Source organism: Parabacteroides sp. D25, assembly GCF_000307475.1.
Lineage (GTDB): Bacteria > Bacteroidota > Bacteroidia > Bacteroidales > Tannerellaceae > Parabacteroides > Parabacteroides distasonis.
Window position 1 is genome coordinate 1 of record NZ_JH976506.1, and the last position, 12,750, is coordinate 12,750.

Below are 12,750 nucleotides of genomic sequence, written 5' to 3' on the forward strand. Positions count from 1 at the left end.
TTCGGATTGATGTCCGGTCAAAATCTTGATAATGATATTAAGGTGGCTATAGCACGAGGGATCCACCTCTTCCCATTCCGAACAGAGAAGTTAAGCCTCGTCACGCCGATGGTACTGCGTAACAGTGGAAGAGTAGGTAGCCGCCGTCTTAGGTGAAAGGAGTCAGTCGAAAGATTGGCTCCTTTTTTTGGTATATACACTAGCCGTTTAATTTTCAATGATGTCTGCCTCTTATTGCTAGCTTCCATTTACAACAGTCATTTAGATGTAACATGACATGTCTGGTAGGAGGCATTAATAAAATACCAGCTATATCTTTTTTAGCCCAGAAATCAAGCAACCAAATCGAATCTTCATGATTTGTGATACCACCTTCTTCTAATATCCGGCTTATCCTTTGAGTTGGGATTTTGCGACGTATATCATCGGGAGATAAGGTTCGGATGATTTCTCTGCTTTTTCGTCCTACTTCATTCCTGTATTCTAAGAGTTCTTGAATACGTAGACTTTTGCTTAGCTGAATAATCTGGTTATCAGATAAGGCATTTCCTGTGTCTCTGATAGGGGAATTCATTCGGGTTTGCCAGTCTTCATTGAAGATCTGCTTTTCCCCGTTAACTAATATATTCATGGTCAGATCCTCAATTCTGCTGATATGCCATAATACCCAAGCGATGGTTTCATCTTTCGCTGTAGGCATAATGGCATATTCATCCTCTCTTAAATCTCCGACTAGCTCATCGACCTCGTTTCTCTCATTACCAGACACCACAGAGAGGTGTAATTTTCCATGAATCTCAAGAAAGAGCTCCTTGGTTTGCTCTATTAATTCCGGTTTACGGATAATGCGGTTTAGTTCTTTATGTGATTCGCTTAATCCGGCTCCAAAGTATTTCATTTTGGGGATTATTGGTAGCGTACGGCTGTCCCGGCGGCGGTAACCATCAGCATGCTTCCGCTTCCTCCTACGGTCTCATAATCTAGATCTACGGCGATTACAGCGTTTGCGCCCATTCGTGCCGCATGATCGCTCATTTCTTTCAAGGCCGTTTCTTTCGCTTCGCGTAAGACACTCTCGTAAGAACCTGCACGTCCTCCGACAATATCCCGGATGCCTGCGAAGAAATCTTTGAATACATTCGCTCCGATGATCGTTTCACCGGATACGATTCCGAAGTACTGGGTAATTTCTTTTCCTTCGATCGTGTTAGTTGTTGTGAGTAGCATAGCTTTTCAATTTAATCGTTTGAGGGCAAATATAAGATAAAGGGCGAACCAGTGTACTGATTCGCCCTTTGTTTTTATGTTTCTTTATATGAATTTATTTTACCGGTTGATCGGTCATGATAAACTCAAGCTTACCTCCATTTATGATATCGGAGTGGCTGATGAAAGGAGTCTCTAGGACTTTACCGTTTAGCTTGACTTCTTTAACGTATTTATTGGCGGGATTATTGTTGGTCGCCACGATCTCGAAAATACCGCCTTTTACGTGCATAGAAGCCTTATTTACCATCGGACGGCCCAATGTGTAAACCGGAATACCCGGACTTACCTGATAGAAACCTAGGGCGCTCATGACATACCAAGCAGACATCTGTCCGCAATCCTCATTACCGATGATACCATCCGGTTCGTTCGTGTAGAAATTCTGCATGATATAATCTAAATACCCTTGCCCTTTCCATGGAGAATCTGTCCAGTTATAAAGATAGGCCATATGGTGGCTCGGCTCGTTTCCATGAGCGTATTGGCCGATCAAGCCGGTAATATCTCCGGAGGCTTCCGCCCCGTCAATCTGGGAAGAGGTGGTGAATAAGGTGTCTAAACGTGTTTCCAGCTCTTTCTTGCCACCGATAGCGGCGATGAAGTTATCCATATCATGTGGTGCGAAGAAACTCCATTGGAAGGCATTCCCTTCGGTATAGTCGCTTTTCATATGCGAAGAATAGCGAGGGTTGAATGGAGTACGGAAAGAACCGTCGCCCATTACCGGACGCATCATCTTCGTCTCGGGATCTAAATAGCGTTTGTAGTATTCGGCTTTCTTGGCATACTCATTCGCCAACTCCATGTTGCCTGCCTTCTTGGCGATTTGGGAGATACACCAATCCTCGTATGCCATCTCCAATCCCCACGATACGGATTCGGGAACAGAGTCGGCGGGGACGAAACCATATTTCTCCTTATAGTAAGGGTGCATCGTGATCAGATCCAACTCACGGGTTCCTTTGAACTTCTCGGCAAGATCCTCACGGTAAACGGAAGAACGTGCGCCGGCTTCCGCCCACGTGCTCATATCACCTTCCGCTAAATCTTTCGCTACAAGATCGGCGAGGACCGAGACGGCCGGATATCCTACCATACAACCTGTATAACTAGAGGCTAAAGGCCATTTGGGTAATATTCCACCTTCTTTATAACCTTGCACGAGTACCTTACCCCAATCTGTCGCTAAGTCCGGATTAATGATTGTCATTAACGGATGAAGCGCACGGAACGTATCCCACAAGGAGAATACGGAATAATTTACGTAACCCGGTTCGGCGGTATGCACTTTCTTGTCCATGCCCAGATAACGCCCGTCCACGTCTTGATAAGCGAAGGGGGCGATCATGGTATGGTAGAGCGCCGTATAGAAATTGACCATGACTTTCGGATCTGCCTCGATCTGGATCAAGTTTAACGCCTCGTTCCAAATATGCGTTGATTCCTCACGGGTCTTATCGAAATCCCATCCGGGCAATTCTGCCTCGAGATTCTTCTCGGCGCCTTCCGGATCGACTACGGATAAGGCTACTTTTACATAAAGCGGTTGTGCCTTTTCAGAGAATTTGTAATGGAACTTCAAATCTTCCGCCGTATTCAGGCGCAAAAACAAGGAGTCCTTACGTAATTTCCCGTCCATGTATTGGTATACGGTCTCGATCGGTTCCGAGAAAGTAATCCGATAGGACATGGAGTGGAAATGTGCCCAACCTTGTGTCTTCACGGTACCTTCCACCGTGGAGTCGTTTACAAGTAAATATTGGTTACCGATCAGCTTATGTCCCCAGTTCGGTTGAAGGATATGCCCTAAGTCAAGCAGGACACGACGTTCTTTGGGATTGTCGTATGTATATTTATGGAAACCTACACGATCCGTAGAAGTCAATTCCACGTTGATGCCAAAGTTATCCAAGCGTACGGCATAATACCCCGGTGTCGCTTTCTCAGTGTCTTTCTTGAAGGTAGCTACCGGTTTGATGGAATCTCCACCGGAGAAAGGTAATAAAGCTACGTCACCCAGATCGCCGATACCCGTACCGGAAAGGTGCGTGTGGCTGAATCCATAGATATGGTTGTCGTCATAATGGTAACCGCTGCTCGCGTCCCATCCTAAGATATGGGTATCCGGGCTTAGTTGTACCATCGCGTACGGACGGGTAGCTCCGGGGAATGTGTGTCCATGGAACCCGGTTCCGATGAATGGGTTTACATACCTCACCTCGTCTTGTAGTCGCGGCGACTCCGGCGCTTGCTTGCATCCTACCAGCAGGCAGGCAAGAGCGGCCTGAAAAAATAAGATCGTTCTTTTCACTGTTATTATTGATTTAGTTTGTAATAAGCGAATTATCAATCATCTGTCACAAAGATAATGGCTTTGGGGGAATATTGGAAATTTCCTTTTAAAATCTGCAACCTTTTTCGGGCTTGGCTCGTCTTATAGATAAAAAAGTATGGGAACAAACGAATTTACGACAAAGATATTGCCGCTGAAGAATAACCTTTTCCGGGTTGTTTTCCGGATTACCGGAGACGTGGAGCAGTCTGAGCAGATCGTTCAGGAAGCCCTGCTTAAGGTTTGGGAAGACCGGGATAGCTGGATTGTCATTGAGAACTTACCTTCCTATTGCATGATGGTAGCGCGTAATCTGGCATTGAGGGAAACCTATTCCGGAGATAAGGAAAGGATGGAGCGGTATGCGGTAAGGTAATCTGCTTATGGATCGTGTATGGACTATCAACGAATAAATAAGTTGCTGGATAAATATTGGGAATGCGCCACATCCGTGGAGGAAGAACGGGAATTACGCCGGTTTTTCTCCTCAGCGGTGATACCTCCCGACTTATTGCCCTATAAGGCTTGGTTCGTATCTCATGAGGCCGAGGCATTGCCTCCCTTGGGGAAAGATTTTGATGCTCGTATATTGGAACAGATCTCGGAAGATCGAAAATTAATCACTACATTTGGAACGTTATTTAAATCTATTACTCATTTAATTCATAAGATTATGGGAACGAACATGAAGAAAGTCTTTACCACCCTTTTATGCCTTTTGTTTTGTATCGCGATCTCGGCGCAGGATAAAGCCGCTGATCTCAGTAAGCTCGTAGGCGATTGGTCCTTCTCTGCCCCCGACGCTCCGTATGGATATCAAGATGGCAGTTTGCAGATAAAGCAAGAGAACGGCAAGTTGACCGCTAAAGTGAATATACAAGGTAGTACCTTGGAGATAAACGATATCAAGGCGAAAGGAGATACCTATACCAGTTCTTTTTATGTGGATGGAACGCCTGTAGATTTAACTATGACCCAGAAAGGAAATAAGTTAGAGGGAATGGCCGACGCCGGAGGTATGCAGATTCCCGTGAAATTCAAGAAAACGAAGAAGTAGCCGCTTTGTGGTACTGTGAGTTTCTGTTAACTTCGCGGCAAAAACTACAAAGGGATGTTTACAGTAATCGGAATCATGTTCTGCGGCATTGCCGTCGGGTATTTCTTTCGTAAAGTAGAATTGCTGCAAAAGATCGGTAAGCCTATTTCTTATACGATTCTTCTTCTTTTGTTCCTGCTGGGAATTTCGGTAGGGGCTAATGAGTCTATCGTGAATAATCTTACGACGTTGGGCGGGCAAGCCTTGTTGATTGCTTCGGCCGGTACGTTGGGGAGCGTCTTGGCGGCGTGGGGAGTTTATCATTTCTTTTTTAAGGAAAGGAGCCGGGGATGAAAGGGAGTTTGATCGTCGTGGGCTTCTTTGCCTTGGGGTGCTTGCTGGGATGGAGCGGTTATCTGCCCGGGGTCATTATCGAGAATGATATAACGGTTTATGTACTTTACCTCTTGATGTTTCAAGTAGGGATTAGCATAGGAAGCGATAAGAAACTGAAAGAGATTTTGTCGAGCATACGGCCGAAACTCTTATTGGTGCCTCTGGCTACTATTATCGGGACGTTGAGCTTCTCGGCCTTGATCAGCCTTGCTCTTACCAAATGGAGCGTGTTCGATTGTTTGGCGGTCGGAAGCGGTTTCGCCTATTATTCATTATCCTCCATCTTGATAACAGAGCTAAAAGAACCGACGCTGGGGGCTCAATTGGCGGCGGAGTTAGGAACGATCGCCTTGATCGCTAATATTATCCGTGAGATATTCGCCTTGCTGGGCGCTCCGTTGTTCGTTAGATATTTCGGAAGGCTATCTCCGATCTGCGCGGGAGGAGCTACTACGATGGATACGACATTGCCGATCATCACCCGTTATTGCGGAAAGGATTTGGTCTTTGTCTCTATCTTTCACGGGATCTTGGTGGACTTCACGGTTCCGTTTTTCGTTTCTTTCTTCTGTTCGATGTGAGTGAAAGAGGCTTCCGAGATCTCGGAAACCACCTTGCAAGGTTGAAAAGTCATTTCCGAGGCCTCGGAAGGCATTTTGCAAGGTTGAAAAGTCGTTTCCGAGGTCTCGGAAGGCATTTTACAAGGTTGAAAAGTCGTTTCTGAGGCCTCGGAAGGCATTTTACAAGGTTGAAAAGTCATTTCTGAGGCCTCGGAAGGCATTTTACAAGGTTGAAAAGTCATTTCCGAGGCCTAGAAAAGCTATTTTACAGTTTGCAGCATCACTTCTACCGCTCTTTTTAATTGCGTGTCCTCGCCGGAGAGCTGCGCCTCGGGAGTATTGTACACCTCGACATCCGGTTGCAATTGTTGGTTTTCCAGATAATTGCCTTGCATATCTTTCACGCCTACTTGCGGGATACCGAACACCAAGGTCGGATCGATTTGCGTTTCCCACCATACGGCTGTCATGGTTCCCGGAACCGGGGCGCCGATCAGCTTGCCGATACCTAAGGTCTTATAAACCCAAGGGAAACCATGAGCGTTCGAATAATTATCCTCGCACATCAAGACACAGGACGGTTTGGTCCACTTATTGTAAGGATCGCTACCGATGTATTGTCCGCGAGGCTCGAAGCGCTGATACTCCTTGCCGCTCAATAAGGTAGCCAGATCATCATGCAACCAGCCACCTCCGTTATGGCGGGTATCCACGATCACGGCTTTCTTATTCCGGCACCGGCCTAATAAAGCGGAATAGACCTCACGGAAACTCTCGCTGTTCATACCTCTCACATGTACGTACCCGATTTGCCCGTTCGATAATTTATCTACGGTTTCTTGGCAATTCTCGATCCATCTTTTATAAAGGAGGTTCGATTGCTCTCCGTTACCGATCGCTTTCACCTGTTCCTCGAAACGCTGTTTACTGGTAGGATCATAGACAGAAAGCATTACTTTCTTACCGACTTTACCGCTTAGCAGTGGATAATAATCGGCGTCTTTCTTTATCGGTGTTCCGTCTATCTTCTCGATGATACAGCCTTTCTTTATCTGGCTGTCGGCCAATGTCAGCGGGCCCTTGGCGATGATTTCCTCGATCTTCAATCCGTCGCCCGTGTATGCGTTATCGAAGAAAGCGCCTAAGCTGGCGGTTTCCGGCCCGGTTAGTCCCGGATTGTAACGAGCGCCCGTATGGGAGCCGTTCAACTCGCCCAATAGCTCGGAAAGCATCTCTTGGAAATCAAAATTGTTGTTGATATGCGGAAGGAAACGGGCGTAAGCGGTCTCATACCCTTTCCAATCCATGCCCCGGAGTGTCGGATCATAGAACTTATCCAAGACTTGACGCCAAGCGTGGTGGAAGATATAAGCACGCTCCTCTGCCGGACGATAAGCGAACTCGGCCTTGAAAGCGATCGGTTTTTCCTTGCTATCCTTCAACTCTATCTTTTTCAGTTTACCGCCGGCGGTAAGATAGAGGTTCTCTACTTTCTTATCGGCGAATAGAGTGCCTCGACCGACATTCTTGAGCAGTAATTTAGTGGACTTTTCCTTCAAGTCGTGTTCCCATAAATCAAAGCCTTTCTCGAAAGCGGCGCAATAATATAGTTTATCTCCTTTCGGGGCGAGTACGGCGTCTCCCAATGAGGATGAATTAGCGGTCAGGCGAATAATCCGGTCCTTGCGGTTCTCCAAATCAAACTTCAAGGGGGCTACAGGCTTATCCTTATCCTCTTTTTTCTTATCGGAATCTTTATCGGATGTCTTATCCTCGTCCTTATCTTTGTTTTCATCCGCTTCTACCAAGGCCAGTTCTTCTTTACTGAGGCGGAATTTATCGTAAGCCTCACCGTCGAAGAACATGATGTACACATCCCGCTCAGCACCCCAGCTACCGTGGCTGCGGAAACCGGCACGGTCGGAGGACCAGATCATGGCCTTACCGTCTAATACCCATTTCGCGTCGCCATCCGAATAACCGCTTTCCGTCAGGTTCGTTACCTCGCCGCTACCGTCCGCTTTCACGAGGGCGATATCCGTATTGTTCCATCCTCCGACGGAGATGTAATCTACCAAGAACCACTTGCTGTCTGGCGACCATTGGAAATGCTGGTCTCCATCGCTATACGAATAGAGGTATTTCCCGTCCAATACGGTGCGGACCTGCTTGGTCTTTCGGTTGATAACACGTAAGGTGGTGCGGTTCTCAAGGAAAGCCACCTCGTTACCATCCGGAGAGTATAAGGGTTGGAACGAGGTTTGTCCGGAGACGACAAGAGGCTCCTCTTTCAATTCCGGGGCGTACGTGAATTGCTTATCTTCGTCACGTGTAAGTTTACTTTCGTAGATTCCCCATGTTCCTTCCCGTTCGGCGGAATATACCAATGAACGTCCGTCGGGGCTGAAATCTATATTGCGCTCTTGTTGCGGCGTGTTCGTGATTTGACGAGTCGTCTCGTATTCAATAGAAGTTACGTAAACATCGCCACGAGTGATAAACGCTACCTCTTTTCCATTCGGGGAGACGGCGATATCCGTAGCTCCATCGGTCAGAAGACGATGGATTACGTCGTTCTCGATCTTATCCGCGACGATCTGGATATTCACCTTGGCAGGTTTCTGGCCTTCCTTAACGGTATAGATCTCGCCGTCGTAACTATAGCATAGAGTCCCGGTATTATCGGAGGTAAGGAAACGCACGGGGTGGGTGGTATGCGTCGTGATTTGTTTCTCGCTGTTGCCTGCCAAATCTTTCTTGAAGATGTTAAAGCTTCCTTTCTCCTCGCTTAGGTAATAGAAAGACGCCCCATCCGCGGCCCATACAGGATTACGATCCTCACCGCCAAAAGTGGTTACTTTCTGGAAAGAGCGATCTTTTCCAAGCGTACATAACCAGATATCACGGGTGATAGAAGATTGATGATGCTTGCGCCAAGGGTCCTCGTAACCTTTGTAGTCATTGTATAATAATTTACTGCCATCTTTGCTGAGGGCTATATTTTCCATGTATAACGAAGAATATAAATCCGGCCTTCCTCCGTCCGTGCTTATCTCATAGACTTGCATAAAGCGGGTGCCGGGGAATTGGATATCCTTGGCGTCTTGCAATACGTTGGCTAGATACAAGATGTGTCCGTTGTCCTTAAAGGTAGTGGGATATTCGTTTGTGGAGTGGGTGGTGAGCCGCTTAGGTTCCCCTCCCTCCTTGTTCATGAGAAATATATCGAAGTTGCCGCTACGGTTGGAGGCGAAGGCTATTCTCTGTCCGTCGGGCGACCAGACCGGACGGGTATCATGCGCCGGATGTGTTGTCAACTGCCGGGCTTTTCCTCCGGAAGAAGGGACCGTGTAGATATCCCCTTGGTAAGAAAATGCGATCGTCTGCCCGTCCGGGGAGATCGCGCAGTAACGCATCCATAACGGACTGTCGTCTGCTTGCGCCGCCGCCGATAAAAATAACGCCAGCGCAGGAATCATCAAGTTTTTCATGTGTACTCTATTTTAGATTTACAAATGTAATCGATTTTCGATATTTATTAGGAGAAATAATTGCGTAGATTAAATTTTTAAATATTTTTGCATATGAACTTTAAAACCGCCAAGATGATGACTAAATATAGGGTGTGTATGACTTTTATGTCCATTTTATTATTGCTATTTCATTTTGTGTTTCTGTTTTCTTGTGGAAAGCTACCGGAAAAAACATTTGCTTTTTCTGATAACCTGCGGATTGACTCTTTGGAACATATGGCTATGGATTCGATTTACCGGAATCCTCGATATGCTCATTCCGCATTGGATGAAGCTTTAAGTCTAACTAAAGATAGCGATAAATATTATAAATTACTTGCGGTTAAAAGCCAGATTTATTTTGCAAATAGTGTATATGATTCCGGGTTTGTTTTACATCGGTCAATTATAGATTATTGCGACCGTGTACCGATGTCTCCCAAGATACATGGACTCTTAGGGACGCTGAAAAATACGGTTGGCAATTATTATTCATTTTTGGATAAAACGGATTCGGCCCTCCTTTGCTATTCCGAGGCGTATCAAGAGATCCGGCAGAGTGAGATGGAGCATAAAATCCCGGATATTTATATCAATATAGCGGATATATATGCCCGGAAAGGAGCTTACGATCAGCGAGCCCGCTACTTTCGCCAAGCTCTTTTCGTGAGTGATTCATTGGGTATTATGGATCGGATGTCCTTTCCTATTTATTTTGGTTTGGGCGAGACGTATATGGAATTGAGGGACTTTGACTTATCCGATCACTTTTACCGTTTGGCGGAGAAAGAACTGGATTCTCGTAACTTGAGCGAGAAATTCACCTTTTGCAATAGCCGGGGAAATTACTATTATTACAAGGAAGAATACGCGGAGGCGCTTCCTTGGTTCTTGAAAGCCCGTGAGGTGGTACGTCCTACTCATATGGATTTCTATACCAACGTATGCGAGATCAATTTAGGGGAGATCTATCTATGTATGGATCAGTTGGATTCCGCTCGTTTTTATCTGGAAAAAGGGTTTAGGTACTTCCATACCTATAATAATAAGACGGCCTTGTACCATTTGACAACCCTGAAGGCTTCGCTAGCCTTAAAAGAGGGGAACTCCGGGCTGGCTTATCAATTGTTGAGGAGTTACACGGATACGGTAGGCATAGATCCCAAGATGGTAGTGATCCGTAATAAGAACTTGCAGAATTACTTCGCTACCACGGGCGATTTTAGGCGTGCTTATGAGTATCAAACGAAGAATAGCGTCATTGAGAACAATATTCGTAGCGAACGAACCCAGATGCGTGTCGCCGAGATCGATATGCGTTATAGGCAAGATACGACTTTGCTCAAGCGGGAGGCTATTATTAAACAACAGGCCGGCCGGATGGAATACTTGGAAATGAGCCGTTGGGTTTGGATCTTGCTTTTTGCGATCTTGTCGATCGTCAGCGGCATGGCTTATTACTTTATGAAACGTAAACGGCATGCCCAGTGGTTAAGCCATATCGATCAGGTGACGAAGCTGAAGATGGAGAGTATCCGCAACCGTGTATCCCCTCATTTTATATTCAACGTTTTGAACCGGGAAATCAGCACGGAAGAGGAGGGAAGCCTCCGCCGCACGCAACTTTCCGGGCTGGTGGAGTTGTTGCGGAGTAGCTTGGAGATCTCGGAAAAGCTCAGTATTACGCTGCGGGAGGAGCTGAGGTTCGTGCGTACGTATCTGAACCTGCAAACGCAAGCGCTGGGGCCGGACTTCCATTTGGCATGGAATATCGATCCTTCCCTTGACACGGACGCGATCTATCTCCCGGCCATGCTGATCCAGATTCCCGTAGAGAATGCCGTGAAACATGGCTTGTGTGCGATTGAGGGCGAGAAGCGATTATCCGTTTTCGTGGAGCGCGACGGGAAAGGCATCCATATCCGTATAGAGGATAATGGACCCGGGTATCGTCCGTTTACGAATGCGGGACATACGAACGGTACGGGGATGGGAACGAAAGTCCTTTACCGTACGATCCTATTGTTGAATAGGAGAAATAAAGAGAAGATCACCTATTCGGTCCAAAGCAAGGAGAAGGGGATGGGGAGCGGAACAATCGTCAGTTTCTTTATTCCGTTGGATTTTAATTACGCTTTCTAGGTATCGTGAATGTACGAAAGTAATCCGGGCCGTTTCCTCCGGATAGTGGATGGAAGCGGCCCGGATCGAATTGAATCGAATCGGTTGATTCGGGTTATAGTCGCTCAATGTCTTCAACAGAAAGTCCGGAGCATTGGGCGATAAGTTCGGAGTCAAGTCCTTGCTCCTTCATCTTTCGGGCTATCTGGAGTTTTTCCTCTTGACGGCCTTTCTCGATCCCTTTCTGCATTCCTTTTTCAATCCCTTCCGTTTGTGCGTAATCGATGGTCGCATACCAATCCCGATAATTCTTTAGGTTTTCCTCGTAGATCGCACGTTCTTTTTCGCTGAGTGAGTTGACGTTCGCCACGTCCAGCAAGCGAAGGAAGGTCTCCTGTTCCTCCTTGAAGGGAGATTGTTCAAATAGGTTCATATTCTTCAATGTATAAATCCAACGTTCGAAGGAGCTCTTGCACTCCTCCTTGCTTAAACTGAATAACGGGAACGATATGTAGATCTGCTTCATCTTGATCTCATTGAACACCTTTCCCGTCCTCTCGTTAGCGAGGACAACATCTGTACGGAAGTCTGTGAACTCCGGCAACTTGAAATTCAAGAAATAGACTCCGTAGATGGGTAGCAACCGATATTGCCATTGCTTGCCGATTTGTCCTTGCCGGGCCACCATGCGACAAAGATAATAAAAACCTCTGTTAAAGAAATAGTGCTGGGGACAATTCTGCATCTCTAGGATGAACTTGGCCCCGGACACGTCCTCGCAGAGCAGGTCGAATATGATGGTACGGTTCTCGACGGTCTCGGGCTTGATCTCCTTGTCGAGGTAGGTGATGTCCTTGATCTGTCGTTCGCCGGCTAGGGCGGCGTTAAGGAACTTGATGGTAACTTGCTTGTCTTGGAAGACAGCCTTAAATCCAGCATCAGTCATGATGTCTACGTATTGTGCCATAGTTAAATGGTTTTAGGTGATTACTGCTCCAAAGGTAAGGTTTATTTTCGTATCGCACATCCTGTTTATTGTATATTTCTTAAAAAGCAGATTCATGGTAGTCAGCTTTACTATTTATAGAAAGTACGATTAGTATTAATAGTAGTGCAAAATACTATGGATAGTAATCGGCTCCCATTTTGATCAATTCTTATTATACGCTGATTATCAGAAATATAAATAACAATCTTTAAATATTAGGCTTATTGTACTTTTTAAGAGATCAAATTTGGTATGGTTGACTTATTCTTTTCACGTATAAAGATAACATTAAATAATAGACTAAGCCGCTAGCATAAAGTTCTCCAAGTGAATAACTAATCACTTCTCAACTCGTAAGCTTATGGCTTGACAAGCCTTGGATTATACGTTTGTAGTATTTGCAATGATTGCATGTGAATGTTTGTATTTTGTATTTATTATGCGGTTATGGATGGATACCATATATTAATGTACATGCGTACATTATATAATAGATAGAAACGGCTAGTCTAAACGATCGATTCTTTTAGTCATTT

The 12,750-nt window shown here is 45.9% G+C and carries 10 protein-coding genes and 1 rRNA gene; 6 read left to right on the plus strand and 5 right to left on the minus strand.

The window, feature by feature from the left end; translation table 11 throughout:
* The first annotated feature begins 38 nt into the window (after positions 1 to 38).
* A 5S ribosomal RNA gene (gene rrf / locus HMPREF0999_RS16170) occupies positions 39 to 149 on the plus strand.
* A gap of 65 nt (positions 150 to 214) precedes the next feature.
* Here rrf and HMPREF0999_RS16175 read toward each other — a convergent pair.
* From HMPREF0999_RS16175 to HMPREF0999_RS16185, 3 genes are all read right to left on the minus strand, one after another.
* On the minus strand, positions 215 to 898 hold the full coding sequence (locus tag HMPREF0999_RS16175; protein ID WP_005866506.1) for a DinB family protein: 684 nt from the start codon (positions 896 to 898) through the stop codon (positions 215 to 217).
* Between the two features lie 8 nt (positions 899 to 906).
* Entirely contained in the window at positions 907 to 1,227 is a 321-nt protein-coding gene (locus HMPREF0999_RS16180) for a YbjQ family protein (RefSeq protein ID WP_005860908.1), read from the minus strand.
* A gap of 94 nt (positions 1,228 to 1,321) precedes the next feature.
* Positions 1,322 to 3,580: a GH92 family glycosyl hydrolase gene (locus HMPREF0999_RS16185; RefSeq protein WP_009276393.1), complete on the minus strand. Its 2,259-nt coding sequence runs from the start codon at positions 3,578 to 3,580 to the stop codon at positions 1,322 to 1,324.
* A 139-nt stretch (positions 3,581 to 3,719) separates the two neighbouring features.
* Here HMPREF0999_RS16185 and HMPREF0999_RS16190 point away from each other — a divergent pair, with 139 nt between their 5' ends.
* Genes HMPREF0999_RS16190 through HMPREF0999_RS16205 form a run of 4 tightly spaced genes read left to right on the plus strand, consistent with a single transcriptional unit; the run spans position 3,720 to position 5,614 of the window.
* Positions 3,720 to 3,977 carry an RNA polymerase sigma factor gene (locus HMPREF0999_RS16190; protein WP_005860912.1) on the plus strand — a complete coding sequence of 86 codons (258 nt, stop codon included), beginning with the start codon at positions 3,720 to 3,722 and terminating at the stop codon, positions 3,975 to 3,977.
* A gap of 18 nt (positions 3,978 to 3,995) precedes the next feature.
* Positions 3,996 to 4,658, plus strand: coding sequence for a hypothetical protein (locus tag HMPREF0999_RS16195; protein ID WP_009276394.1), 663 nt, complete (start codon positions 3,996 to 3,998; stop codon positions 4,656 to 4,658).
* 54 nt (positions 4,659 to 4,712) lie between these two features.
* A complete protein-coding gene (locus tag HMPREF0999_RS16200; protein WP_005860915.1) occupies positions 4,713 to 4,991 on the plus strand; it encodes a LysO family transporter in 279 nt (92 codons plus the stop codon).
* Complete coding sequence (locus HMPREF0999_RS16205) at positions 4,988 to 5,614, plus strand: lysine exporter LysO family protein (protein WP_008773989.1); 627 nt, start codon at positions 4,988 to 4,990, stop codon at positions 5,612 to 5,614. Before HMPREF0999_RS16200 ends, HMPREF0999_RS16205 begins: the two co-directional genes overlap by 4 nt.
* Before the next feature lie 239 nt (positions 5,615 to 5,853).
* On the opposite strand, the gene HMPREF0999_RS16210 is transcribed toward HMPREF0999_RS16205, so the two are convergent.
* Positions 5,854 to 9,084, minus strand: a complete 3,231-nt coding sequence (locus tag HMPREF0999_RS16210) for a S41 family peptidase (RefSeq protein WP_009276395.1) — start codon at positions 9,082 to 9,084, stop codon at positions 5,854 to 5,856.
* A gap of 93 nt (positions 9,085 to 9,177) precedes the next feature.
* Between HMPREF0999_RS16210 and HMPREF0999_RS16215 the strand changes: the two genes are divergently transcribed.
* Positions 9,178 to 11,247 (plus strand): histidine kinase, encoded by a 2,070-nt coding sequence (locus tag HMPREF0999_RS16215; RefSeq protein WP_009276396.1) that lies wholly within the window; start codon positions 9,178 to 9,180, stop codon positions 11,245 to 11,247.
* Between the two features lie 94 nt (positions 11,248 to 11,341).
* On the opposite strand, the gene HMPREF0999_RS16220 is transcribed toward HMPREF0999_RS16215, so the two are convergent.
* Positions 11,342 to 12,193 carry an Rpn family recombination-promoting nuclease/putative transposase gene (locus HMPREF0999_RS16220; RefSeq protein WP_009276397.1) on the minus strand — a complete coding sequence of 284 codons (852 nt, stop codon included), beginning with the start codon at positions 12,191 to 12,193 and terminating at the stop codon, positions 11,342 to 11,344.
* Between the last annotated feature and the right edge of the window lie 557 nt (positions 12,194 to 12,750).

Coding starts and splice junctions, on each gene's coding strand:
- HMPREF0999_RS16215 (WP_009276396.1), top strand. CDS start 9,178: ATGAACTTTAAAACCGCCAAGATGATGACTAAATATAGGGTGTGTATG.
- HMPREF0999_RS16220 (WP_009276397.1), bottom strand. CDS start 12,193: ATGGCACAATACGTAGACATCATGACTGATGCTGGATTTAAGGCTGTC.
- HMPREF0999_RS16175 (WP_005866506.1), bottom strand. CDS start 898: ATGAAATACTTTGGAGCCGGATTAAGCGAATCACATAAAGAACTAAAC.
- HMPREF0999_RS16195 (WP_009276394.1), top strand. CDS start 3,996: ATGGACTATCAACGAATAAATAAGTTGCTGGATAAATATTGGGAATGC.
- HMPREF0999_RS16190 (WP_005860912.1), top strand. CDS start 3,720: ATGGGAACAAACGAATTTACGACAAAGATATTGCCGCTGAAGAATAAC.
- HMPREF0999_RS16200 (WP_005860915.1), top strand. CDS start 4,713: ATGTTTACAGTAATCGGAATCATGTTCTGCGGCATTGCCGTCGGGTAT.
- HMPREF0999_RS16205 (WP_008773989.1), top strand. CDS start 4,988: ATGAAAGGGAGTTTGATCGTCGTGGGCTTCTTTGCCTTGGGGTGCTTG.
- HMPREF0999_RS16180 (WP_005860908.1), bottom strand. CDS start 1,227: ATGCTACTCACAACAACTAACACGATCGAAGGAAAAGAAATTACCCAG.
- HMPREF0999_RS16210 (WP_009276395.1), bottom strand. CDS start 9,084: ATGAAAAACTTGATGATTCCTGCGCTGGCGTTATTTTTATCGGCGGCG.